The sequence below is a fragment of the Ruegeria sp. BC2 genome, assembly GCF_056539245.1.
Map to the genome: position 1 here is coordinate 13,764 of NZ_JBQFUQ010000006.1, position 24,517 is coordinate 38,280.

General features: G+C 61.2%; 29 protein-coding genes. 23 read left to right on the forward strand and 6 right to left on the reverse strand.

The annotated features are described in order from the left end of the window. Positions 1–46: 46 nt before the first annotated feature. From rpsE to ACR0CU_RS17960, 23 genes are all read left to right on the forward strand, one after another. Complete coding sequence (gene rpsE / locus ACR0CU_RS17850) at positions 47–610, forward strand: 30S ribosomal protein S5 (RefSeq protein WP_093965365.1); 564 nt, start codon at positions 47–49, stop codon at positions 608–610. Between the two features lie 12 nt (positions 611–622). Continuing rightward, positions 623–811: a 50S ribosomal protein L30 gene (gene rpmD, locus ACR0CU_RS17855; RefSeq protein WP_093965366.1), complete on the forward strand. Its 189-nt coding sequence runs from the start codon at positions 623–625 to the stop codon at positions 809–811. A 235-nt stretch (positions 812–1,046) separates the two neighbouring features. Next, the gene (locus ACR0CU_RS17860) at positions 1,047–1,382 is read left to right on the forward strand and encodes an ArsR/SmtB family transcription factor (RefSeq protein ID WP_170342961.1); all 336 of its coding nucleotides are present in this window, start codon (positions 1,047–1,049) and stop codon (positions 1,380–1,382) included. Next, complete coding sequence (locus tag ACR0CU_RS17865) at positions 1,375–1,830, forward strand: SRPBCC domain-containing protein (RefSeq protein WP_170361684.1); 456 nt, start codon at positions 1,375–1,377, stop codon at positions 1,828–1,830. The genes ACR0CU_RS17860 and ACR0CU_RS17865 overlap by 8 nt, the downstream gene beginning before the upstream one ends. 150 nt (positions 1,831–1,980) lie before the next feature. Further along, positions 1,981–2,196, forward strand: a complete 216-nt coding sequence (locus ACR0CU_RS17870; protein ID WP_170343462.1) for a DUF1127 domain-containing protein — start codon at positions 1,981–1,983, stop codon at positions 2,194–2,196. 184 nt (positions 2,197–2,380) lie between these two features. After that, positions 2,381–3,211 (forward strand): hypothetical protein, encoded by an 831-nt coding sequence (locus ACR0CU_RS17875; protein ID WP_254437642.1) that lies wholly within the window; start codon positions 2,381–2,383, stop codon positions 3,209–3,211. A 149-nt stretch (positions 3,212–3,360) separates the two neighbouring features. Further along, positions 3,361–3,834 (forward strand): 50S ribosomal protein L15, encoded by a 474-nt coding sequence (rplO, locus tag ACR0CU_RS17880; protein WP_170449015.1) that lies wholly within the window; start codon positions 3,361–3,363, stop codon positions 3,832–3,834. 109 nt (positions 3,835–3,943) lie between these two features. Further along, a complete protein-coding gene (gene secY, locus ACR0CU_RS17885) occupies positions 3,944–5,308 on the forward strand; it encodes a preprotein translocase subunit SecY (RefSeq protein WP_093965375.1) in 1,365 nt (454 codons plus the stop codon). Next, positions 5,305–5,949 carry an adenylate kinase gene (locus ACR0CU_RS17890; RefSeq protein ID WP_170449013.1) on the forward strand — a complete coding sequence of 215 codons (645 nt, stop codon included), beginning with the start codon at positions 5,305–5,307 and terminating at the stop codon, positions 5,947–5,949. Before secY ends, ACR0CU_RS17890 begins: the two co-directional genes overlap by 4 nt. A 199-nt stretch (positions 5,950–6,148) precedes the next feature. Further along, entirely contained in the window at positions 6,149–6,517 is a 369-nt protein-coding gene (rpsM, locus tag ACR0CU_RS17895; protein WP_093965378.1) for a 30S ribosomal protein S13, read from the forward strand. A gap of 15 nt (positions 6,518–6,532) precedes the next feature. Beyond that, the gene (rpsK, locus tag ACR0CU_RS17900; protein ID WP_008757289.1) at positions 6,533–6,922 is read left to right on the forward strand and encodes a 30S ribosomal protein S11; all 390 of its coding nucleotides are present in this window, start codon (positions 6,533–6,535) and stop codon (positions 6,920–6,922) included. Positions 6,923–7,038: 116 nt separating this feature from the next. Next, the gene (locus tag ACR0CU_RS17905) at positions 7,039–8,055 is read left to right on the forward strand and encodes a DNA-directed RNA polymerase subunit alpha (protein ID WP_170342951.1); all 1,017 of its coding nucleotides are present in this window, start codon (positions 7,039–7,041) and stop codon (positions 8,053–8,055) included. 118 nt (positions 8,056–8,173) lie between these two features. Then, positions 8,174–8,599 carry a 50S ribosomal protein L17 gene (gene rplQ / locus ACR0CU_RS17910; protein WP_093965383.1) on the forward strand — a complete coding sequence of 142 codons (426 nt, stop codon included), beginning with the start codon at positions 8,174–8,176 and terminating at the stop codon, positions 8,597–8,599. Between the two features lie 171 nt (positions 8,600–8,770). Then, positions 8,771–10,156: a trypsin-like peptidase domain-containing protein gene (locus tag ACR0CU_RS17915; RefSeq protein WP_170449011.1), complete on the forward strand. Its 1,386-nt coding sequence runs from the start codon at positions 8,771–8,773 to the stop codon at positions 10,154–10,156. A 4-nt stretch (positions 10,157–10,160) separates the two neighbouring features. Beyond that, the gene (locus ACR0CU_RS17920) at positions 10,161–11,474 is read left to right on the forward strand and encodes a replication-associated recombination protein A (RefSeq protein ID WP_480643563.1); all 1,314 of its coding nucleotides are present in this window, start codon (positions 10,161–10,163) and stop codon (positions 11,472–11,474) included. A gap of 96 nt (positions 11,475–11,570) precedes the next feature. Then, positions 11,571–12,377, forward strand: a complete 807-nt coding sequence (locus ACR0CU_RS17925; RefSeq protein WP_480643565.1) for a crotonase/enoyl-CoA hydratase family protein — start codon at positions 11,571–11,573, stop codon at positions 12,375–12,377. A gap of 133 nt (positions 12,378–12,510) precedes the next feature. Continuing rightward, complete coding sequence (locus tag ACR0CU_RS17930) at positions 12,511–13,554, forward strand: RluA family pseudouridine synthase (protein ID WP_480643567.1); 1,044 nt, start codon at positions 12,511–12,513, stop codon at positions 13,552–13,554. Then, positions 13,551–14,222, forward strand: coding sequence for an HAD-IA family hydrolase (locus ACR0CU_RS17935; protein WP_480643569.1), 672 nt, complete (start codon positions 13,551–13,553; stop codon positions 14,220–14,222). The genes ACR0CU_RS17930 and ACR0CU_RS17935 overlap by 4 nt, the downstream gene beginning before the upstream one ends. A 4-nt stretch (positions 14,223–14,226) precedes the next feature. Next, on the forward strand, positions 14,227–14,934 hold the full coding sequence (locus ACR0CU_RS17940) for an ATP12 family chaperone protein (protein WP_480643571.1): 708 nt from the start codon (positions 14,227–14,229) through the stop codon (positions 14,932–14,934). 210 nt (positions 14,935–15,144) lie between these two features. Next, on the forward strand, positions 15,145–16,161 hold the full coding sequence (locus tag ACR0CU_RS17945; RefSeq protein ID WP_093965393.1) for an amino acid ABC transporter substrate-binding protein: 1,017 nt from the start codon (positions 15,145–15,147) through the stop codon (positions 16,159–16,161). A 126-nt stretch (positions 16,162–16,287) separates the two neighbouring features. Further along, positions 16,288–17,520, forward strand: a complete 1,233-nt coding sequence (locus ACR0CU_RS17950; RefSeq protein ID WP_170449003.1) for an amino acid ABC transporter permease — start codon at positions 16,288–16,290, stop codon at positions 17,518–17,520. 3 nt (positions 17,521–17,523) lie between these two features. After that, positions 17,524–18,822 carry an amino acid ABC transporter permease gene (locus ACR0CU_RS17955; RefSeq protein ID WP_170342939.1) on the forward strand — a complete coding sequence of 433 codons (1,299 nt, stop codon included), beginning with the start codon at positions 17,524–17,526 and terminating at the stop codon, positions 18,820–18,822. 12 nt (positions 18,823–18,834) lie between these two features. Beyond that, the gene (locus ACR0CU_RS17960; RefSeq protein ID WP_170361666.1) at positions 18,835–19,626 is read left to right on the forward strand and encodes an amino acid ABC transporter ATP-binding protein; all 792 of its coding nucleotides are present in this window, start codon (positions 18,835–18,837) and stop codon (positions 19,624–19,626) included. A 49-nt stretch (positions 19,627–19,675) separates the two neighbouring features. Here the strand turns inward: ACR0CU_RS17960 and ACR0CU_RS17965 are convergent, their stop codons facing one another. The 6 genes from ACR0CU_RS17965 to ACR0CU_RS17990 form a co-directional block, all read right to left on the reverse strand. Next, a complete protein-coding gene (locus ACR0CU_RS17965) occupies positions 19,676–20,173 on the reverse strand; it encodes a SixA phosphatase family protein (RefSeq protein WP_170361664.1) in 498 nt (165 codons plus the stop codon). Then, positions 20,170–20,883 carry a 4Fe-4S dicluster domain-containing protein gene (locus tag ACR0CU_RS17970; RefSeq protein ID WP_174824924.1) on the reverse strand — a complete coding sequence of 238 codons (714 nt, stop codon included), beginning with the start codon at positions 20,881–20,883 and terminating at the stop codon, positions 20,170–20,172. The genes ACR0CU_RS17965 and ACR0CU_RS17970 overlap by 4 nt, the downstream gene beginning before the upstream one ends. After that, complete coding sequence (locus ACR0CU_RS17975; protein ID WP_480643574.1) at positions 20,820–21,614, reverse strand: sterol desaturase family protein; 795 nt, start codon at positions 21,612–21,614, stop codon at positions 20,820–20,822. The genes ACR0CU_RS17970 and ACR0CU_RS17975 overlap by 64 nt, the downstream gene beginning before the upstream one ends. A gap of 52 nt (positions 21,615–21,666) precedes the next feature. Then, a complete protein-coding gene (argB, locus tag ACR0CU_RS17980) occupies positions 21,667–22,530 on the reverse strand; it encodes an acetylglutamate kinase (RefSeq protein WP_093965404.1) in 864 nt (287 codons plus the stop codon). Positions 22,531–22,685: 155 nt separating this feature from the next. After that, the gene (locus tag ACR0CU_RS17985) at positions 22,686–24,089 is read right to left on the reverse strand and encodes a PepSY-associated TM helix domain-containing protein (protein ID WP_170449002.1); all 1,404 of its coding nucleotides are present in this window, start codon (positions 24,087–24,089) and stop codon (positions 22,686–22,688) included. A gap of 67 nt (positions 24,090–24,156) precedes the next feature. Further along, complete coding sequence (locus tag ACR0CU_RS17990) at positions 24,157–24,513, reverse strand: DUF2946 family protein (RefSeq protein WP_254437641.1); 357 nt, start codon at positions 24,511–24,513, stop codon at positions 24,157–24,159. Positions 24,514–24,517: the final 4 nt, after the last annotated feature.

Genomic DNA, 24,517 nt, shown 5'->3' on the forward strand with positions numbered 1-24,517 from the left:
ATTGAGGAAAACGGCGCCAAGCGCCACATGAGAAAAGGGATGCCAAATGGCAGAACGTGAAAACCGTCGGGGCCGTGGCCGCGACCGTGAAGAAGCACCGGAATTTGCCGATCGTCTGGTCGCAATCAACCGCGTGTCGAAAACCGTAAAAGGTGGTAAGCGCTTTGGCTTCGCCGCTCTGGTGGTTGTTGGCGATCAGAAAGGCCGCGTGGGTTTTGGCAAAGGTAAAGCGAAAGAAGTACCTGAAGCCATCCGCAAGGCGACCGAGCAAGCCAAGCGTCAGATGATCCGCGTGCAGCTGCGCGAAGGCCGGACCCTGCACCACGACATCGAGGGCCGTCACGGCGCCGGTAAAGTGGTCATGCGCACCGCACCGGAAGGTACCGGTATCATCGCCGGTGGTCCGATGCGTGCCGTGTTCGAAATGTTGGGCGTAAAGGACGTTGTGTCCAAGTCGCTGGGCTCGCAGAACCCGTACAACATGATCCGAGCCACCATCGACGGCCTGAAGAAAGAACAGAGCCCGCGTTCGGTTGCCGCGCGTCGTGGCAAGAAGGTCGCCGATATCCTGCCCAAGCGGGATGAAGCACCGGCTGAAGCCGAAGCGTAAGGAGAGCGAGCAATGGCAAAAACCATCGTCGTCAAGCAGATCGGTTCGCCGATCCGTCGCCCCGCCGAACAGCGCGCAACCCTGATCGGTCTGGGCCTGAACAAGATGCACAAGACCCGCGAATTGGAAGACACTCCGTCGATCCGCGGCATGGTCAACAAGATCCCGCATCTGGTTGAGATCATCGAAGAGCGCGGCTGAGCGCCAACTTCGAAAGCCTAATGAACGCCTCCGATCTGATCGGGGGCGTTTTCATTTTTGGCCGTCGCCTGCGCGGAATGTCGGAAGACCGCCTTTTGCGGTGAACTAGGCCAAGGCCTGGCCAGGAATTTGCAGGTAGACACTTTTTTGCCCTCCGTCCTGACCCTGAAATTAAAACATAGCCAAACGGCTAACTTTTTCTTGACGCGGGTGGTGCGTTGAAATACTTAGCCTTATGGCTAACAAACTCGATACTTTTTTTTCTGCGCTGGCCGATCCGACCCGGCGTGCCGTGATCGAGCGGCTGATCACTGGCCCAGCGGCCGTGTCCGAGCTGCACGAAGCGCACGACATGGCGCTGCCATCGTTTCTGAAGCATCTCGGCAAACTGGAATCCGCTGGAATGATCCGTTCGGAGAAGATCGGTCGGGTTCGCATGTTGCATATCGAAGCCGCCCCGATCGCCGAGGCGGAAGGTTGGTTGAAACAACAACGTCACCTCTGGGAAGGCCGGCTGGATCGCCTGTCTGCACTTGCCGAGCAAATTGAGAAGGAATCCGACGATGGCTGATTACGAAACTTTGATCCTGGAACGCGAGATTGCCTGCGCTCCCGACCGGCTGTTTCAGGTGTTGACCGACCGCGAGTTGCGCCAGAAATGGGCCGCACCAGACGATGAAAGCGTAGTTTTGATCGATGTGTTCGACTGTCGTCCCGGAGGCCGTGAGGAAACGCGATGTGGGCCGAAAGAGGCGCCAGAGTTCAATACGACCAGCCTGTTCCACGTGGTCTCGCCGGAGTTTCTTTCATTGACCGAAACACTGGTCATTCAGGGAGAGTTGGTCTCGGTCTCGCTGTGCGGACACGAAATCATGCCGAATGGCCAAGGCAGTACGCTGCGCGTCACGTTGCAGATCACAAGCCTGGCCGGGCCAGAACTATTTCAGGACTACAAAGGTGGCTGGTCTGCTGCTTTGGACAACCTGTCCCGGCTTGCGGCCGGTAGCGGTCACTCCTGATTTGCGCCGCTATGCCAAAAATGCATAGCGGCCAGTCCAAAACCATCGTTGTTAGCGATAACTGAAGTCCCTATCTCAACCCTGTCCAAGACAGGAACCAAGTAAGTGACATCGGGGAATACGCCCCGACATTCGAAAGGAAATGAGATAATGGCACACACAGCGACCCTGACACATGGCGGCTTCAACCTGACCGCCCGTATCGCAAACCTGATCGAGCGCGTGAAAGAAAACCGCGCCCGGGCCAGCGAATACACCCGCACGTATACCGAGTTGCAGCGTCTGAGCGACCGCGAGTTGAACGACATCGGCATCCGCCGGTGCGACATCGCCGACATCGCCCGCGAGCACGCCTACTGCTCGTAAGATACGGGACGACAACATATGAAGCAGAGGCGCCCAAGTGGCGCCTCTTTTGTGTTTACGGGCCCCACACGGGCAGGAAAATAGTTGTTACCACAACTGCGACGTTGCGCGGCGCCGGGAATTGGGTCACTCCAATGCAGGCAAGCCGTCAAGGCATGAACACATTGGGCAGAGAGGGCAGAACATGGCACGGGACTTCCAGATTGCAATGCTGTGGGTCGAGGGGCCGCTCAGCTTTTTGGAACTGCTGTGCATCCAGTCGTACTTGGATATGGGCCACAGCGTGCGGCTTTATACCTATAGCAATGTGACGAACATCCCCGAGGGTGTCGAGCACCGTGATGCCCGCGAGATCCTGCCGGATTCCGAATTTATCACTCATGAGCGTACCAATAGCCCCGCGCCGCATTCCGACAAGTTCCGGTACCGAATGCTCGCGCAGGAGCCCGACCTGATTTGGGCAGACACCGATGCCTATTGCCTGAAACCCTATTCAACGGCGAATGGTCATTACTATGGGTATCTCGAGGGTGAGGTGGCGATCGGAGTTCTGGGTCTGCCGCAGGACAGCGAAACTCTGGCCAAGCTGATCGAGTACACGAATGATCCCTACCTTATTCCGCCTTGGTTACCCCCGCGCCACCGCCGACCGCTGGAAGAGGCGCGGGACGCCGGGAACCCGACCAACGTTCCCGAGGCGTTGTGGGGCGTGTGGGGACCAAAGGCATTCACCTGGGCGCTGAAGGAAACAGGCGAGATAAAATACGCCCTGCCAGAGCATGTCTTTTACCCGATCAACTTTTCGCGGCGCCGGGCCCTTGCCCGACCGAACGAAAATCTTGACCGGTTTTTTCACGAGGATACCGTCTCGATCCATTTGTACGGGCGCCGGATGCGGGCGATCATGCGCAAGAACCATGGTGGAATGCCACATCCTGACAGCCTGGTCGGGCGACTTGTGGCCAAACATGGAATTGTGCCCCAAGATGCGCCCATCGCGGGTCGCGACGACTGAGCCGCTGCTGCCGGGCAATCAAAACTTGCAACTCGGGGCGCGAGGCTGTACTGCGCTCCGGTGGCGTGTTTGCCACGAGAATCAAAACCAAGAAATGCCGTGTTTGGCCCATCACGCTTCGGGGTCATATCCGGCTTAGGAGAAGCGACATGAAACTGCACGAATTGCGCGACAATCCAGGCGCCGCATCGAAACGGACCCGCGTTGGCCGTGGTCCCGGCTCGGGCAAGGGTAAAATGGGTGGCCGCGGTATCAAAGGCCAGAAATCTCGTTCGGGTGTGGCCATCAACGGCTACGAAGGCGGCCAGATGCCGCTGTATCAGCGCCTGCCCAAGCGCGGCTTCAACAAGCCGAACCGCAAGGAATTCGCCGTCATCAACCTGGGCCTGATCCAGAAATTCGTCGACGCCGGCAAACTGGACGTTAAATCGGCCATCACCGAGGACGCACTGGTTGCCTCGGGTCTGGTGCGCCGCAAGCTGGACGGTATCCGCGTTCTGGCCAAGGGCGAAATCAGCGCCAAGCTGAACCTGGAAGTGACCGGCGCCTCGAAAGCGGCGATCGAAGCCGTGGAAAAAGCGGGCGGTTCACTGAAGGTCACAAAAGCCGCTGCGGCAGAGTAAGCGCTTGTGAGCGGGCGCCGACCCGCTTACATAGACCTCAGAGTTTTCCAAGACGCCGCCCGAGCCGGAAAACGGTTCCGGGCGGCGTTTTCATAAGAGAGACCGATTTATGGTATCAGCAGCAGAACAAATGGCAGCCAACACAAGCTGGGCTGCTTTGGGCAAGGCCACCGATCTGCGCAACCGCATCCTGTTCACGCTGGGTTTGCTGATCGTCTATCGTCTGGGCACCTTCATTCCGGTGCCGGGGATCGACGGACAGGCGCTGCGCGAGTTCATGGAACAAGCGGGGCAGGGCATCGGTGGGATGGTTTCGATGTTCACCGGCGGGGCGCTGGGGCGGATGGGTATCTTTGCCCTCGGCATCATGCCTTATATCTCGGCATCGATCATCGTACAGCTGCTGACCTCGATGGTGCCCGCGCTCGAACAACTCAAGAAAGAGGGTGAGCAGGGCCGCAAGAAGATCAACCAGTATACCCGTTTCGGCACCGTGGCGCTGGCCACCGTGCAGGCCTATGGCTTGGCGGTTTCGCTGGAATCGGGCGATTTGGCCACCGATCCGGGCCTGTATTTCCGCCTGTCGACGATGATCACTCTGGTCGGCGGCACCATGTTCCTGATGTGGTTGGGTGAACAGATCACCGCGCGCGGCATCGGCAACGGCATCTCGCTGATCATTTTCGTCGGCATCATCGCCGAGGTTCCGGCGGCGCTGGCTCAGTTCCTGGCCTCGGGCCGTTCGGGCGCGATCAGCCCGGCCGTGATCGTCGGCGTGATCGTGATGGTGATCGCCGTGATCACCTTTGTGGTGTTCATGGAACGCGCGCTGCGCAAGATCCATATTCAGTACCCGCGCCGCAATGTCGGCATGAAGGTCTATGAGGGCGGCTCGAGCCACCTGCCGGTCAAGGTCAACCCGGCCGGCGTGATTCCGGCGATCTTCGCCAGCTCGCTGCTGCTGCTGCCGGTCACGATCTCGACCTTTTCGTCGGGCGCTGCAAACGGACCGATCATGTCGTGGCTGCTGGCCAATTTCGGACCGGGACAGCCGCTTTATCTGCTGTTCTTTGCGTCGATGATCGTGTTCTTTGCCTACTTCTACACGTTCAACGTGTCGTTCAAACCGGATGACGTGGCGGACAACCTGAAAAAGCAGAACGGCTTTGTGCCCGGCATTCGCCCTGGCAAAAAGACCGCCGAATATCTGGAATACGTCGTCAACCGCGTGCTGGTGCTGGGTTCGGCCTATCTTGCGGCGGTCTGCCTGCTTCCTGAAATTCTGCGCGGCCAGTTCGCCATCCCGTTCTATTTCGGCGGCACTTCGGTTCTGATCATCGTCTCTGTGACCATGGACACGATCCAACAGGTTCAGAGCCACCTGCTGGCGCATCAATATGAAGGGCTGATCGAAAAGTCCCAGCTGCGCGGCAAAGGCAAGAAACGCGGCAGGAAGGGACCCGCTCGTCGATGAATATCATTCTTCTGGGCCCCCCGGGGGCAGGCAAGGGTACGCAGGCACGTCACCTGGTTGAAACGCGGGGCATGATCCAGCTCAGCACCGGTGACATGCTGCGCGAGGCCCGAAACTCGGGTACCGAGATGGGCAAGAAGGTGGCCGCGATCATGGACGCGGGCAAGCTTGTCACCGACGAGATCGTGATTGGCCTGATCGAAGAGAAACTGACCACCGAAAAGGGCGCAGGCTTCATCTTCGACGGCTTCCCGCGAACCTTGGCCCAGGCTGACGCCTTGTCGGCCCTTCTGACCAAGCTGGGCCAGTCGCTGCACACCGTGATCGAAATGCGCGTGGATGACGAGGCCCTGGTTGATCGGATCACTGCCCGGTCGACCTGTGGCGGTTGCGGCGAGGTCTACAATGACAAGACCAAACCGATCCCGGCCGATGGTAAATGTACCAATTGCGGCAAGGAAAACGATTTCGTCCGTCGTGCCGACGACAACGAGGAAAGCCTCCGGACCCGGCTTATGGAGTATTACAAGAAGACCTCGCCGTTGATTGGCTATTACTATGCCAAGGGCGATCTTCGACCGGTGAACGGGCTGGCGGACATCAAGGAAGTCCGGGCCTCGATCGCAGCCATATTGGGTTAAGCTTGCAAAGGGCTTGACGCCAAGCCCAAAAGCCCATATCGACCCCCATCCCTTTGGGGAATCAATCGCGCACGCGGGATTCGCTCCGCTTGTATAGACCACCTCGAATAATGCTGAACCCTCTGGCCACACTGCCACGGTTAGGCGTTGTGAAAAAAGGTTCTGGAACTACGGAACCGCAACGAAAGGAAAGTGACACGTGGCACGTATTGCCGGCGTAAACATCCCGACTGCAAAGCGGGTACCAATCGCCCTCACATATATCACCGGTATCGGCAACACCTCGGCCAAAGCGATCTGCGAAGCCGTTGGCATCGACACGACCCGTCGCGTCAATGAACTGTCGGATGCCGAAGTTCTGGCCATCCGCGAATACATCGACGCCAACTTCACCGTCGAAGGTGACCTGCGTCGCGAAGTTCAGATGAACATCAAGCGTCTGATGGACCTGGGCTGCTATCGCGGTCTGCGTCACCGCCGCAACCTGCCGGTTCGCGGTCAGCGTACCCACACCAACGCTCGTACCCGCAAAGGCCCCGCAAAGGCCATTGCTGGTAAGAAGAAATAAGGGAGGGTCTGACTGATGGCACGTGACAAGACTCGCGTTAAGCGCAAAGAGCGTAAGAACATCGCATCGGGCGTCGCCCATGTGAATTCGACCTTCAACAACACCAAGATCCTGATCTCGGACGTGCAGGGCAACGCCATTTCGTGGTCGTCGGCCGGTACCATGGGCTTCAAGGGATCGCGGAAATCGACCCCCTACGCCGCTCAGATGGCTGCAGAAGATGCAGGCAAGAAGGCGCAGGAACATGGCGTAAAGACGCTGGAAGTCGAAGTTCAGGGCCCCGGTTCGGGTCGTGAATCGGCTCTGCGTGCGCTGGCTGCCGTGGGCTTCAACATCACGTCGATCCGCGATGTGACCCCGATCGCCCACAATGGCTGCCGCCCGCCGAAGCGCCGCCGCGTCTAACCGATCGAATTACCAGGCTGGGGCCGTGTTTTTACACGGCCCCGGTTCGCCGTTTTGAAACCTCGGGCGTCTGCACCTGATTGGTCATGGGGCGCAGACAGGAATGGAGGGATTACATGATCCACAAGAATTGGGCAGAATTGATCAAGCCGACCCAACTGGAAGGCAAGCCGGGCAACGATCCCGCGCGGCAGGCAACCCTGGTTGCGGAGCCGCTTGAGCGTGGCTTTGGTCTGACCCTGGGCAACGCGCTGCGCCGTGTTCTGATGAGCTCGCTGCAAGGCGCGGCCATCACCAGCGTCCAGATCGACAACGTCCTGCACGAGTTCAGCTCGGTCGCAGGCGTTCGTGAAGACGTCACCGACATCATCCTGAACCTCAAGCAGGTCGCTCTGCGCATGGAAGTCGAAGGACCCAAGCGCCTGTCGATCAACGCCAAAGGCCCCGCAGTTGTCACCGCCGGTGATATCAGCGAAAGCGCCGGCATCGAGGTTCTGAACCGTGATCACGTCATCTGCCACCTGGACGATGGCGCCGAGCTGTTCATGGAACTGACCGTCAACACCGGCAAAGGCTATGTCTCGGCCGAGAAGAACAAGCCCGAAGATGCGCCCATCGGCCTGATCCCGATCGACGCGATCTACTCGCCGGTCAAGAAAGTCGCCTATGACGTTCAGCCGACCCGTGAAGGCCAGGTTCTGGACTATGACAAGCTGACCATGAAGATCGAAACCGACGGCTCGATCACGCCCGAGGACGCGCTGGCCTTCGCCGCCCGCATCCTGCAGGATCAGCTGTCGATCTTCGTCAACTTCGACGAGCCGGAATCGGCCGGTCGCCAGGACGAGGACGATGGTCTGGAGTTCAACCCGCTGCTGCTGAAGAAAGTGGACGAGCTGGAACTGTCGGTCCGTTCGGCAAACTGCCTGAAGAACGACAACATCGTCTACATCGGCGACCTGATCCAGAAGACCGAAGCCGAGATGCTGCGCACCCCGAACTTCGGCCGCAAGTCGCTGAACGAGATCAAGGAAGTGTTGTCCGGCATGGGTCTGCACCTCGGCATGGATGTCGAGGATTGGCCGCCCGACAACATCGAAGATCTGGCCAAGAAATTCGAAGACGCGTTCTAAACGCGTCTTCGCCAATGCCCGGGCTGCCGGGGACCGTATGGGCATTTCCGCCCCAAGGAGAGCCGGTGACACGCATCGCCGGCCAGACAAAGCAAAACGCGAAAGAAGGAATTGAAAAATGCGTCACGCACGTGGTTACCGCCGCCTGAACCGTACTCATGAGCACCGCAAGGCCCTGTTCTCGAACATGGCCGGCTCGCTGATCGAGCACGAACAGATCAAGACGACCCTGCCCAAGGCAAAAGAACTGCGCCCGATCGTTGAAAAACTGATCACCCTGGGCAAGCGCGGCGACCTGCACGCCCGCCGTCAGGCCGCAGCTCAGCTGAAGGAAGACAAGGACGTCGCCAAGCTGTTCGAGGTTCTGGGCCCGCGCTACAAGGACCGTCAGGGCGGCTATGTCCGTATCCTGAAAGCTGGCTTCCGCTATGGCGACATGGCTCCGATGGCGATCATCGAATTCGTTGATCGTGACATCGACGCCAAAGGCGCAGCCGACAAGGCCCGCGTCGCCGCTGAAGAAGTGGACGTTGACGAAGAATAAGAACCGGCTGCATTGCCGTTTCATTGCCCCTGTCCGGATATCCCGGTCAGGGGCTTTTTCTTATGGATCGCCTCGCTTGCGGCGGACATGGCAGCGGCAAGGTTTCGCGTGCTCTATTGCATTCGCGTGTCGACCTCCGCATATCTTCGGCGGATGATGAACGGAGCTGTCATGATACGCACGATCCTGGCCGTATGCCTGATGACACTGGCCACCCATGCCGGTGCCGAGACACGGGTTCCTCAGTCACAGGTCGAGATTTCGATGGGTTTTGCCCCGGTGGTCAAAAAGGCGGCCCCGGCGGTGGTGAACATCTATGCCAAGATCGTCCGGCCTGGGCGCAGCAGTCCGATTTTCACGGATCCGTTCTTTCGCGACTTTTTCGGCGGTGGGTTCGGTGCACCGCGGCCGCGGGTTCAAAACTCGCTGGGGTCGGGCGTCATCCTGACCGAGGACGGCTATGTCGTCTCGAACTATCACGTTGTCGGGACCGCGACCGAGATCCGGGTCGTGACGACGGATCGTCGCGAGTTCCAGGCCGAGGTCGTTCTGGGCGACGAGGAAAGCGACATCGCCATCTTGCGCCTGCAGGATGCTCAAGGACTGCCGTTCCTGCGTCTGCGGGATTCTGACCATGTCGAGGTGGGGGAGCTGGCTCTGGCCATCGGCAATCCGTTCGGTGTCGGGCAGACCGTGTCGTCTGGCATCATCTCGGGGCTGGCGCGGTCTGGTACCGCCACCGGCAATGCACAGGGCTATTTCATCCAGACAGACGCGCCCATCAACCCGGGCAATTCCGGCGGTGCCCTGATCGACGTGAATGGTGACCTGATCGGCATCAACACCTCGATCCTGACGCGGTCGGGTGGGTCCAATGGTATTGGCTTCGCCATTCCGGCCAATCTGGTCGCAGAGTTTCTGCGGCAGGCCCAGGAAGGAAACGAAGGTTTCGTCAGCCCTTGGGCGGGTATGGCCGGACAGACCATGAGCGCAGACATCGCCGAATCCCTTGGGCTTTCGCTGCCGCAGGGCGTTGTGATCTCGGACCTCCATCCGCTCAGCCCGTTGGCCGAGGCCGGGTTGCGGGTTGGCGATATTGTGACCCACGTGGATGGCGAGGAGGTGAATTCTCCGGCTGAGATGAAGTTCCGCATGTCTGTGGCGGGTGTTGGTGGGAAATCCGTTCTGACCCGGCTCCGCGGCAGCGAGCGCGCTGAGGTCGCCGTCGATCTGGTCCCCGCGCCCGAGACGCCTCCGGCCGAGGAAACCACTCTGGACGATCGCACGGTTCTTCCGGAAATGACGGTTGCGCGCATCAACCCGGCAATGATTGCCAAAATGGGTCTGCTGCTGTCGCAGACCGGCGTGGTCGTGGTCGACCCCGGCCCCTACGGCGCGCGAGCCGGGTTGCGGCCCGGCGATGTCATCAATGCCGTGAACGGGCGACAGGCTGAACGCCCGCGTGACGTCGTTCGGGCGCTGCGCGATCCGGGGCGGCGAGTGCAGATCGACCTGGTGCGCGGTGGCAGACCCGTGTCGTTGCGGTTCAGGCTCTGACGGCATGAGTGACCTGTTCGACACCGAAGGCCAGGCCTCGGAACCGGCCCCGAACCGCCCGCTGGCCGACCGCCTGCGGCCCCAAGCGCTGTCCGAGGTGATCGGGCAGCAACAGGTTCTGGGCCCAGAGGCGCCGCTGGGGGTGATGCTGGCGTCGGGCAGTCTGTCCAGCCTGATCTTCTGGGGGCCGCCGGGGGTGGGAAAAACCACGATCGCGCGGCTGCTGGCCAAGGAAACCGACCTGCATTTCGAACAGATCAGCGCGATCTTCACCGGTGTTCCTGACCTCAAGAAGGTGTTCGAGGCCGCCAAGTTGCGGCGGCGGAACGGCAAGGGGACGCTATTGTTCGTGGACGAGATCCATCGCTTCAACAAGGCCCAGCAGGACGGGTTCCTGCCGCATATGGAGGACGGGACGATCCTTCTGGTGGGCGCGACCACCGAAAACCCCTCGTTCGAGTTGAACGCCGCCGTGCTCAGCCGCGCACAGGTGCTGGTGCTGGAACGGCTGAACCTGGCCGATCTGGAACGCCTGACACAGCGTGCCGAAAAAGAGCTGGGCAAGGCGTTGCCCCTGACACCCGCGGCGCGGGACGCGCTGCAGGAAATGGCGGATGGAGACGGCCGGGCGTTGTTGAACCTGATCGAACAGATCGCGGCCTGGTCGGTGGACGCGCCGCTGGACCCCGACGCGTTGGCCAAGCGCCTGATGCGCCGCGCCGCGAAATACGACAAGTCGGGGGACGAGCACTACAACCTGATCTCGGCGCTGCACAAATCGGTGCGCGGGTCCGACCCGGATGCGGCGCTGTACTGGTTCGCCCGGATGCTGACCGGGGGCGAAGATCCGCGGTACCTGGCCCGCCGCATCACCCGGATGGCGGTCGAGGATATCGGCTTGGCCGATCCGCAGGCCCAGTCGATCTGCCTGCATGCGTGGGAAGTTTACGAGCGGCTCGGGTCGCCCGAGGGTGAGTTGGCGCTGGCGCAGGCGGTCGTGTATCTGGCGCTGGCGCCCAAATCCAACGGGGCCTATGTGGGCTACAAGGCGGCGATGCGTCTGGCCAAACAGTCGGGCAGCGAGCCGCCGCCCAAACACATCCTGAATGCGCCGACCGGGTTGATGAAGGATCAGGGCTACGGCGCGGGCTATGCCTATGACCACGATGCCGAGGATGGGTTCTCGGGGCAGAACTACTTTCCCGAGACCATGAAACGCCCGGTCCTGTACCAGCCGGTCGAACGCGGGTTCGAGCGCGAGTTGAAAAAGCGTCTGGACTACTTTTCGAAACTGCGCAGGCAACGCAACGGGTCGTGACGCAAGGTCAGATCAGGCCGTGCCGTCGCGTTCTGCGCGACACCCAAGGCGTGCCCGGGCTTCCCTAGGGTTACATGCCGCCAGGGAGGAGCGCAGATGACCGTTTCCATAGACAAGACAGACGACGTGTGGACCATCATCCACGACCGGCCCCAAGCCAGAAACGCCGCGGATGCCGAACACGCGGCAGCCCTGGCCGAGGCCTTCATCGCCTTCGAGGACAGCGCGGCCAAAGCCGCCGTATTCTGGGGCAAAGGCGGCAATTTCTGCGCGGGCTGGGATCTCAAGATGGCGGCCACGCTGTCTGACCCGGACCTGCGCGAGCCCTATTTCGACAAGCACGCTTTTCCGATCGGGGCGGCGCCGTCGTTGCTTGGGCCGATGGGCCCATCGCGGCTGGAGCTGTCAAAGCCGGTCATCGGCGCAATCGAGGGTGCCGCAGTGGCCGGCGGCATGGAACTGGCCCTGTGGTGCGACATCCGGGTAATGGCCGAGGACGCCTATATGGGCGTCTATTGCCGCCGCTGGGGGATCACGCTGATGGATGGCGGTTCGGTGCGGCTGCCGCGGCTGGTCGGGCAGGGCAAGGCGCTCGAGATCGCGCTGACAGGGCGCAAGGTCAAGGCTGACGAGTGCGAACGGATCGGACTTGCCGAGAAAATCGTGCCGCAGGGTGAAACCCGAATGGCGGCTGAAGCGATGGCGCAAGAGATTGCCCGGTTCCCGCAGGAGGCCGTCCGCGCCGACCGCCGCTCGATCATCGAAACCCGGGGGATGCCGATGCACGAGGCGTTGAAGGTCGAATGGGCCAACGGGCTGGACGCCATCCGCCGCGAGGGCACATCCGGCGCGGCTCGGTTCCGCGATGGGGCCGGGCGGCACGGGGATTTCACTGATATCTGAGCGGCCTTGGCCCCCGAACCCGTCAGCCTGCTTGACTCTTGCCTTGCGGCGCGCGACAGACGCGGATGTTTTCTGAGGCACTGACACGGGCGATTTTCCGGGCGCGCAGCATCCGGTCGCAAGGGGTATTGGCATGAGCGGCGTACAGATGATCACGGTCGAGCCGGGCGACGGCGACCAGCGGTTGGACCGCTGGTTGCGGCGCCTGTTCCCGCATGTCAGCCAGGGCCGGATCGAAAAGATGTGCCGCAAGGGTGAACTGCGCGTGGATGGCGGCCGGGTCAAGGGCTCGACACGGTTGCAGGCGGGGCAGGTGGTGCGCGTGCCGCCCCTGCCGGACCCGGATCACAAACCGGCCCCGGCCCGCCCGCGCGTGACCGATGCTGATGCGAAAATGATCCAGTCCTGCGTGATCTATCGCGACGACCACGTGCTGGCACTGAACAAGCCCCATGGCCTGCCCGTTCAGGGCGGCAGCGGCCAGGCCCGGCATGTGGACGGCCTCGCCGAGGCGCTGCGTTTTGGCTATGACGAGAACCCGCGGCTGGTGCACCGGCTCGACAAGGACACCTCGGGCGTTCTGCTGATGGCGCGTACGCGCGAAGCGGCCAAGGGGCTGACCGCGGCCTTCCGGCATCGCAACACGCGCAAGATCTATTGGGCGCTGGTGGCTGGTGTGCCGACCCCGTATCTGGGCGAGATCAAGACCGGGCTGGTCAAGGCCCCCGGCCATGGCAAGCAGGGCGAGGGCGAAAAGATGATCGCCGTCCACCTGAACGAGATCGACAGCACGCCGGGCGCCAAACGGGCCCATACGCTCTATGCCACGCTGTATCGGGTCGCGGGGCGTGCATCTTGGGTCGCGATGGAGCCCGTCACCGGCCGCACGCACCAGCTGCGCGCGCATATGGCGGCCATCGGGCACCCGATCATCGGCGACGGGAAGTATGGCGGCTCGGGTCAGGAAAACCTGGGCGATGGCTGGGGCGCACAGTTGGGGGGGGTCATCAGCAAGAAGCTGCATCTGCACGCCCGAACCGCGTCGTTAAAGCATCCGGTGACCGGTAAGCAGATCACGATCAATGCCCCGCTGCCGCCGCACATGAAGGACAGCTGGGACACCTTGGGCTGGACCGAGGATCTGGCCGCCGAGGACCCGTTCGAGGAGTTGCAATGACCGCGCCTCTGCGCCTGGTTCTGTTCGATGTCGACGGCACGTTGGTGGACAGCCAGGCCAGCATCGTGTCAGCCATGACCGCCAGTTTCCAGGCTCTGTCCCTTCCGGTGCCGGATCGCGCGGCGATCCTGTCGATCGTGGGGCTGTCCTTGCCGATTGCAATCGCACGCCTCGCGCCGGATCAGTCGCAGGCAACTCAACGCCGGTTGGTCGAGGGTTACAAAGAGGCGTATCACGCTCATCGGCTTGAGATGGGGGCGGCAAGCTCACCGCTCTATCCCGGCGCGCGCGAGGTTATCGGATCGTTGCAGGCCGTGCCCGAGATCCTTCTGGGCGTGGCGACGGGTAAATCGCAGCGGGGGTTGGATGCCTTGCTCGAGGCGCACGGGTTGGACTCTGTCTTCGTCACCCGTCAGGTGGCGGACCATCATCCTTCCAAGCCGCATCCCTCGATGATCGAAACGGCGCTTTTTGAAACAGGGGTGTCGGCCGGTGATGCGGTGATGATCGGCGACACCAGCTTTGACATGGAAATGGCGCGGGCCGCCGGGGTTGCGGGGATCGGCGTGGGCTGGGGCTATCATGAACGGTCGCAGCTGGGTGCGGCGACCGCGGTGATCGACCGGTTCGAGCAGCTGCCCGGCGTCCTGACCGCAGTCTGGGGATAACGATATGAGTGAGTGGAAACCGAAACGCTTTTGGACAGCCAGTGCCGTGGTCGCGACCGATAGCGGTTTTACCGTCGAGTTGGATGGCCGCCGGGTGCGGACACCGGCCAAGGCTGCTCTGGTCCTGCCCACCCGGGCCATGGCCGAGGCGGTGGCCCGCGAGTGGGACGCGCAGGAAAAGGAAATCGATCCGGCGGCGATGCCCTTCACCCGCTCGGCCAACGCGGCAATCGACAAGGTTCAGCATCAGCACGCGGAAGTTGCCGACATGTTGTCGGACTATGGCGATTCGGACCTGCTGTGCTATCGCGCAACCCACCCGAAAGCCCTGATCGAACGTCAGCGCCGCGAATGGGACCCCGCGCTGGACTGGGCCGCGGAAACGCTGGGCGCCAGACTGATCCCGGTCGAAGGCGTACGGCATCAGCCTCAGGCCCCCGAGGCACTGGACCGGCTGCGTCGGCAGGTTCACGACCTGGACGCGTTCCGTCTGGCGGCGTTTCACGACCTTGTGAGTCTGTCGGGTTCGTTGATTCTGGGTTTTGCTGCTGCCCAAAACTGGCGCAACCCGGACGAGATATGGCGCATTTCTCGGCTGGATGAATCGTGGCAGGCCGAGCAATGGGGCGAAGACGACGAGGCGGTCCAAGCCGCCGAACTGAAGAAGATCGCCTTTTTGCACGCGAAAACCTTCTACGATCTATCGGTTTGAGCCTTTCTGGTCCTGATTTGAGAGGCTTGGGCAGTTGCCTTGCCGGGAACATATCGTTTTCACTGATCCGACCCTTGACGTTTGTTTATGAATGCGCCCAAACTCGGGCGCACTAAAGGGGAGACACCTTTGGGGTAACCTATCCGGCTACCTTTGTGTGTCGGACAAGATCCGTCCCGGGATGGGGCGGGAAATCAGGAAGAGGTAAAAATGAAAAAATCCGTAATCTTGGGCGCGGCGACGATTGCCGGTCTTGCTGCCGGCGCGGCCGCGGCAGGAACCATGGACGACGTCAAAGCGCGCGGCAAGCTGAACTGCGGTGTAACCACCGGTCTGGTTGGCTTTGCTGCACCTGACGCGAATGGCGAATGGCAGGGCTTTGACGTTGCTGTATGCCGCGCAGTAGCCGCCGCCGTTCTGGGTGACGCGAACGCTGTTGAATTCGTTCCCACCACCGGCAAGACCCGCTTCACCGCTCTGGCTTCGGGCGAAGTTGACATGCTGGCCCGTAACACCACCTGGACCTTCAGCCGCGACGTCGACCTGAAGTTCGAATTCGTGGGTGTGAACTACTACGACGGTCAGGGCTTCATGGTTCCCAAGGCACTGGGCGTCAGCTCGGCCAAGGAACTGGACGGCGCCACTGTCTGCATCCAGACCGGCACCACCACCGAGCTGAACCTGGCGGACTTCTTCCGCTCGAACAACATCAGCTACGAGCCGGTTCCGATCGAAACCAACGCCGAAGCGCAGCAGCAGTACCTGGCAGGTGCCTGTGACGTTTACACCACCGACGCTTCGGGCCTGGCCGCAACCCGCGCCACGTTCGAAAACCCCGGTGATCACGTTCTGCTGCCCGAAATCATCTCGAAAGAGCCGCTGGGCCCGCTGGTCCGTCACGGCGACAACGAGTGGGGCGACATCGTTCGCTGGACCCTGAACGCTCTGATCTCGGCCGAAGAGCTGGGCATCACCTCGGCGAACATCGACGAGATGGCTGCAGGTACCGAGAACCCGGAAATCAACCGTCTGCTGGGTAGCGAAGGCACCCTGGGCGAGATGCTGGGCCTGGACGCACAGTGGGCCATGCGCGCCGTCAAGGCGGGTGGTAACTACGGCGAAGTGTTTGCCAAGAACATCGGTGAGGAAACCCCGATCGGTCTGGCACGCGGTCTGAACGCACAGTGGACCGATGGTGGTCTGCTGTACTCGCCGCCGTTCCGCTAAAATCCACGGAAAAGGGCGCAGGGTAACCTGCGCCCTTTTTCGCAGAACAGAATGCTACGGGCTGCTCGGGAGCGGGGAAAACCCTGCCGGGAAGGAAGCGTCCGAAAAGCACGGGGATCCCAAAATATGTCGACTATGACTGACCCACCGAAGGCTGACTTTCGGTTGTCGATGCTCATAAACGATACACGCTATCGCTCTCTTACATTTCAGGTGATCGCGGCAATCGTTATTGCGCTCAGCATCTGGTATCTTGGTAACAACCTGATCCAGAACCTTAGGGCCGCAGGGCTCAACATTTCCTATTCTTTCCTGGGCGATCCGTCCGGGTATGACATCAACCAGCGTTTGATCGAATATGACAGCCAGTCCTCGCATGGGCGTGCGGCTGTCGTCGGCATTCTCAACACGCTTTTGGTTGCATTCCTGGCTTGCATCACTGCGACGGTGTTTGGCGTGATCGCAGGTGTTTTACGCCTGTCAAACAACTGGCTCGTATCCAAGCTGATGGCGGTCTACGTGGAAATCTTCCGGAATATTCCGGTTCTGATCTGGATCATCATCATCTTCACGATCATGACAGCCGTTCTGCCGGGACCGAGGGAGTTCCGGGGCGATAACCCAACATCCAGCATGCTGTTTGATCTGTTCGCCTTTACCAACCGCGGCGTCTATGTCCCGCGCCCCGAGTTTGCGAATGGGCTGTTCGGTTCGACCTTTCTGAATTGGCTGCTGGTCATCGCGGTTTTGGTCGCTTCCTGGTTTGCGTCTCGTGAAATTGAGAAACGCGCCACGCTCAAACAGGAACAGACGGGCGAGCGTCCAAAGACTGGCCTTGTGAAACTTGCAGTTTGGCTCGTGCCTTTTGCACTGCTGATGATTTTGATGGGCCTGACCTGGGATGTCCCCGCTCTGAAAGGTTTCAACTTCAGCGGTGGTATCAAGGTCGGCGGTCCGCTGATCGCATTGTGGTTCGCTTTGTCGATCTATACCGGCGCCTTCATCGCAGAAAACGTACGTGCGGGTATTCAGGCGATTTCAAAAGGTCAGACCGAGGCTGCGGCCGCGCTGGGCCTGCGTCCCGGTCGGATCATGAATCTTGTGATCCTGCCTCAGGCGCTACGGGTCATCATCCCGCCGTTGATCTCGCAATATCTGAACATCACCAAGAACTCGTCTCTGGCGATTGCAGTCGGCTATGCGGATATCACCGCAACGCTGGGTGGCATCACGCTGAACCAAACCGGTCGCGCGATCGAGTGCGTCTTGCTGCTGATGCTGTTCTATCTGACAGCCTCGCTGCTGATTTCGATGGTGATGAACATCTACAACGCATCCGTCAAGTTGAAGGAGCGCTGAGCCATGGCTGATCAAACAACAAATCCGATCGCATTTGTGGCCGACGGCACCATTCCTCCGTCGCCTCCGCCGGCAAACCAGACGGGTATCGTCAAATGGCTGCGCGAGAACCTGTTCTCGGGCGTCACAAACACGATCCTCACCCTTCTGTCGATTCTGCTGATCTATGTGCTTCTCAAGAACACCTTGCCGTGGATTCTGAACGGCGTTTGGAATGCGGACTCGCTGGCGCAATGCCGCGAGATTCTGGACGGCAAGACCGGGGCCTGTTTCGCAGTTCTGACCGAACGCTGGCATCAACTGATCTACGGGTTCAAATATCCAGTAGAAGCGTATTGGCGCCCGAACCTGGCGTTTGTGCTGATGCTGGTCGCTGTGGCACCTGTTCTGTTCTTCGACCTGCCTCGTAAGTTGCTGCTGTTTACGGCGCTCTACCCGTTTATCGCTTTCTGGCTGATTTGGGGTGGAACGATCATGGTGCCCATCGTGGCCCTGCTGGGCTGTGTCGCGGCAGGCGTGGTGTTCCAGAAATTTGGCCGCAACAGCTTTGCAGCCGGGTTCTTTGGGGCCATTGTCGTGGCGCTGGTCGTGTGGAATGTCGGCGGGGCACTCATTCCCGAAGACGCCAACGAAGGTGCGCTGCTGACTGCGGTGCCCAGCCGTGACCTGGGTGGTTTTATGCTGAACCTGATGCTGGGCGTGACCTGTGTGTCACTGTCCTTGCCCCTGGGTATTGCACTGGCTCTGGGTCGTCAGTCCGATATGCCGCTGATCAAGTGGGTTTGCGTCATCTTCATCGAATTCATCCGTGGCGTGCCTTTGATCACGCTGCTGTTCGTGGCTTCGGTTATGCTGGCCTATTTCTTCCCGCCTGACAGCACGGTCGACCTGTTCCTGCGCGTCGTGATCATGATCACCATGTTCTCTGCCGCCTACATCGCCGAGGTGATCCGCGGCGGTCTGGCGGCGCTTCCGCGCGGTCAGTATGAGGCAGCAGACAGTCTGGGTCTGGACTACCCGCAGGCGATGCGTCTGATCATCCTGCCGCAGGCCTTGAAGATCTCAATCCCTGGTATCGTGAACGTGGCCGTTGGTCTGTTCAAAGATACCACGCTGGTTTCGGTCATCTCGATGTTCGATCTGGTGGGCATGATCCGGGGTCCCATCTTGGCGTCAACCGAATGGAACGGCGTCTATTGGGAGCTTCTGGGCTTTGCCGCGCTTCTGTTCTTCGTCGTCTGCTACGGCATCTCTCAATATTCCCAGTGGCTCGAGCGTCGCCTTGCCACGGACCATCACTAAGGAGTTCAACACATGTCTGAACTTGCAATCGACCGCGAAATTGACCGCTCTAAAATGCAGGTGAGCGACGAGGTCGCCATCGAAATCACAAACATGAACAAGTGGTACGGGTCCTTCCACGTGCTGCGCGACATCAATCTGACCGTCAATCAGGGCGAGCGGATCGTGATCGCGGGGCCGTCGGGGTCGGGCAAATCCACTCTGATCCGCTGCCTGAACGCGTTGGAAGAACACCAGCAGGGCAAGATCGTGGTGGACGGCACCGAGTTGTCGAACGATCTGAAAAACATCGACAAGATCCGGTCCGAGGTTGGCATGGTGTTCCAGCACTTCAACCTGTTCCCGCATCTGACCATTCTGGAGAACTGCACGCTGGCCCCGATCTGGGTGCGTAAAACGCCCAAGAAAGAGGCCGAAGAGCGCGCGATGCATTTCCTTGAGAAGGTGAAGATCCCCGATCAGGCGTTGAAGTATCCGGGACAGCTGTCCGGTGGTCAGCAACAGCGTGTGGCGATTGCCCGCTCGCTGTGCATGATGCCGCGGATCATGTTGTTCGACGAGCCGACATCGGCGTTGGACCCCGAGATGATCAAAGAGGTGCTCGACACGATGATCGAGCTGGCCGAGGAAGGCATGACCATGCTCTGCGTGACGCACGAGATGGGCTTTGCCCGCCAGGTGGCGAACCGGGTGATCTTCATGGATGCCGGTCAGATCGTTGAACAGAACGAGCCGGAAGAGTTCTTCAACAACCCGCAGAGCGAACGCACCAAGCTGTTCCTCAGCCAGATTCTGGGTCACTGAGGCGGGTTGAAAGCGACGTTGGAAAGGGCGGGATCACCCCGCCCTTTTTTCATTCCAGCAACGCGCGCGGCGTGACGAACTCGATCACCTGGCCGCCGTGCCAACCTATTCCGGACCAGTCCGACAGATCAAAACGAAGAACCGTGGTCGCACAGGTCGGATAGTCGAGGAACCGCGGGTGCTTCGGTGCAAACTGAGCAATACGTTCCGCGAATTCCGCGATCCCCGGATTGTGGCCCAGCAGCAGGACCGTTTGACCCGTTGCCCTGTACAGCGCCTGCCGGATCTGATCGGGCGAGGCATGATAGAGTTCGGAGAGGAACCGGATGTTGGACGCACTCAGCCCCATCCGAAGCCAGGTCTCGCGCGTGCGTTCGGATGAAGAACTCAGGACCTCGTCTGGCAAGTACCCCTTTCGCCGCAGCCAATCGCCGATGGCAGATGCCGAAGCTCGGCCGCGCTTGTTCAACGGTCGGTCATGATCGGGCAGGCCGGGATGGTCCCAACTGGATTTTGCGTGGCGGGTCAGGATAAGCGTGCAGGTCATTCCGGGTGAAAGGCTTTCATGTGATGGGCGGATTGCTCGGCCCGACGTCCGGCCCCTGCGCTGAGCGGACAGGCCAGCCGGGCCGCGCATCCCTGTGTCTTGCAGGCCTGACCAGGCGGAGTTCTCAAGTAGCCGTGGCAGGCGTCGACGTCGTAGAACGTCTTGGCGTTCAAGGCCCCGACCGGGCAGGCCGATGCGCAGGGCGCAGGGCAATTGATACATGGTGACGGGTTGCCTGCGACGGGAATGTCGAACTCGTGATCAAAATGCAGGGCCCCACGGAATGAAATCATCATTCCCACCGTGTCGTGCACCAGCGCGCCCACCGGGCTTTGAAACGTACGTCCCGATTTCAACGCCCAATCTATGAATGGCGAATACGGGGGGCCGCCGAACGGATACCACGCCTGGGCGCCCAGGTTTTCCGCAAGGGTGCCGACGACTCGGAGCGACCAACGGTCGACCGGGTCCGGCTTGCCGTCCAACCACTCGGCCGAAGCGGTAAGGACCGGCCAAAAGCTGCTGCCTGCCCCGAGCAGAATAAGCGTGCCACTATCCAACTGTTTGGCGCCACTCACCCGCGGGTGTTGCGCGCCCATGAGGACCAGGCCCGCGGCCTCAGATGCGGAAACCACTTGATCATAGGTCACTTGCGCCGAAACGGCAGAGCGAGGCTCCACCCCAGCTTCGTCGGTCGATCGTCCTGCCATTCCAGCCCCACCGTCATGTCGTCGTGGCCGGCCTCGGGCTGTGCCACATACGTCCCCATCAAACGATCCCAGATGGATAATGCAAAGCCATAATTGCTGTCATGTTCCCTGCGCAGCACCGAATGGTGGACCCGGTGCATGTCCGGTGTGACCAATATTCGGCGCATGGCGGCATCCACGGCGGCGGGCAGGCGGATGTTCGAATGGTTGAACAAAGCGGTGCCGTTCAGCAGGACTTCGAACAGGATGACCGCCAGCGCGCTGGGTCCCAGCAGGTAGACGAGACTGATCTTCAAACCCATCGACAAGGCGATCTCGACCGGGTGAAAGCGAAGGGCCGTGGTGACATCCATATCCCGGTCTGCGTGGTGCACACGATGAAGACGCCACAGGATCGGTACCTTGTGGGTGATCAGATGTTGTGCCCAGATGGCGAAATCCAGCACCAGGACACAAAGGGTGACCTCGACCCATTTGGGCCAGTCCAGAGTGTTGAAAACTCCGACGCCTAACCGGCCGGCATCCAAAGCCGCCCCGACCGCCAGCAAAGGGAACCCGATCGCCATCGCCCGCAGTGTCAGTGTGTTCAAAAGGGTGACCGACAGGTTGGTCAGCCAGCGGCGCGATCGAGGCACGCGTAGCGGGCGGCGCGGGGCAAGCCTTTCGGCCAACGCGAAGGCCAGAAACAGCGTCAGAAAGATGCCCAAGCGGATGATGAGTTCACGCTCCATGCATTCAAATTTAAGCATGTGAATGTGAACTGCAAGGGCGGGCTTGCTCGCGTCAGTCGGGGCGGATCAGAGACCCCGCACCGTGTTCGGTGAACAACTCCAGCAGCACGGCATTGGGCGCGCGGCCATCCAGGATCACCACGGCGCGGACCCCGCTGTGCAGCGCATCCAGCGCGGTTTCGGTCTTGGGGATCATGCCGCCCGCGATGGTGCCCTCGCGGGTCATCTCGCGGATCTGACCAGCCTTCAACTCGGTCACGACCTCTCCGGCAGCGTTCTTGACGCCGGACACGTCCGTCAGCAGCAGCAGGCGATCGGCCTTCAGTGCCGAGGCGATCGCCCCGGCGGCGGTGTCGCCGTTCACGTTGAACGTCTCGCCATTGCGGCCCGCCCCCAGCGGAGCGATCACCGGGATCACGTCATGCGAAAACAGGTCGTGCAGGATCTTGGGGTTCATTTCGGCGGGCGTGCCGACATAGCCCAGCGACGCGTCGGTCTGGTCACAGGTCATCAAGTTGGCATCCTTGCCCGACAGGCCAACGGCCGTTCCGCCCTGAGCATTGATGGCCTGCACGATGCGCTTGTTCACCACGCCGGACAAAACCATCTCGACCACTTCGACCGTGGCGGCATCGGTGACGCGCTTGCCGTTCACGAAGTCCGACTGGATGTCCAGCTTGTCCAGCATCGCGTTGATCATCGGCCCGCCGCCATGCACGACCACCGGGTTCACGCCGACCTGACGCATCAGCACCACGTCGCGGGCAAAGCTCTCCATCGCTTCGTCGCTGCCCATGGCGTGCCCGCCCAGCTTGATCACGACGATCGCTCCGTCATAGCGCTGCAGATAGGGCAGGGCGCTGTTGAGCGTGGCGGCGGTGGCTATCCAATCCCGGTTCATGTCCTGTTTCTTCATGGCTGTCGTCCCTCTGGCCTTCCCTGTTAGGGCCTTTGGCCGGACCTGCCAAGCCCGGAACGGGTAGGCCGCAGGTTTTGTTGCGTGGCGCGCCAAAAGGGGGACGCTGTCGCGCCACGCAGACGGGCGGACCCCAGGGGCACCGCCCGAACCGGTCAACTGAATGCGCGCCGAACCGCGGGGATGTTGCTGACCACCAGCAGGTCGACGGCCAGCACCGCAAGCAGCGTCAGCCCGACCAGCGGAAAGGCCATGGCCGTGAACAGCCCGACCAGCACCGCGCCCTTCCACAGGGGCATCTCAGACGGCATCGGCGGCGCCGCCAGACGGCTGGCGCCGGAGGGCCGCCGCTTGATCCACATGACCACGCCGGACACACAGACAAAGATCACCGATAGGCAGAACACCACGTTCAGGACAAAGTTCCACAGACCCGCCAGACCCATATGCAACGGAATGCCCACCGCCATGGCCTTGCCCATCAGCGAGTAGTCCTGAAACCGCACGTCGGCCAGGATCTTGCCGGTGTACTGGTCGACATGGACGGTGCGGTCCTCGGTGGCGTCGGTCGAATCGCCGCTCATGCTGTCGCGGTTCAGGGTCCAGACGCCCGTGTCTCCGTTGGGATAGGCGACGCGGAACCGGTTCTGCATGCCCAGGGACTCACCCAGCGCAACCATCGCATCGATATTGACCGGAACACCCGTCGGCACCCCGGCGACGCCCGCTTCCGAACCCGAGGCCGGCATCGGTGTCTGTTCCAGCGCCCAGGGCACGTCGTTCTGGCTGCCGTGGTTCATGCTGGCATGCAGGTCGTCCGACAGTGGGACGTCGTCCCATTTCTCGGCTGGAAAGCTGCTCCAGGCCTGTACGAACTTGCCGCCCCAGATCCCGGTCCAAGACATCCCCGAGATCAGGAACCCGACCAGCAGAAGCGACATCCAGAACCCGGTGACCGCGTGCAGAGACTTCCACAGGGCCCGGCCCCGCGCCCGCAGGTCGGGCACCAGCGCCGCCACCACGTTGCCGCGCGGCCAGCACATGTAAAGGCCGGTGAACACCAGCAGCAGCGCCATCCCGGCCGTGATTTCCAGAATCCGGTCGCCAGTATCGCCCATCAGCAGGGTCGAGTGGATGTTGTCGGCCAGATCGTACCACCCCGCGCGGCGGTCCCAGACCTGGATCACCTCGCCGGAATACTGGTCGATCGCCACCATGCGCTGGCCGGTTTCGGCCTTGACGCGGAACACGGTTGCCAGATCCGGCGCCTTGGGGCCGATCCATTCGACCACGCGGCCCGGTACGCGGGCCTGCACCAGATCGGCCAGTTCGGATGCGGGCATCGCCTGGCCCGTGATCTCGACCGCGATCTTTTCTCCGTCGCGGCCATCGGCTTGGGTTATGAACATCATCATCAGGCCGGTCACCGCCAGGATGATCAGGAAGGGGACAACAAAAAGCCCCGCATAGAAGTGCCATCGCCAGGCGGCCATGTAGAATTTTTGCGCATGCTCGCGCCGAGCCGCCTGCGCGACCCCGGTTTGGCTGTCTTGTGCCATTTCAATCTCCAGAGATTCGGAACATCCCCGGCCTGGCGGCCGAGGTTTCAGGTCTTGTTCGCGGACATCAGGAGAGGTGGGGCGGACCCCGGGCATCATACCGCGCATGGAATCCGGCGCTGCGATGAGTGAAATCCACATGCGCCCAACGCGCGGCAATCGGCCAGTCGGCTGGCAGCACCGTTCCCACTTCGGGCAATTGGGTTGCCAGATTCACCCCGCCATAGGGGCAGGCGCTGCGTTCGTCGGTCTCGTCGTGGTCCGGGGCGTGCTCGTCCGGATCGATCCTGCGCTCGACCGGGCCGTCGCCGGTGCAGATCACCATCAGAATCGCCCCGTCCGAGTTGCGCGTGGGCATCCAGCCCATCGGGATTGCACCGGATACCATCACGGCGACCAGCGTCAGCACCGATATGACGCGCATCAGC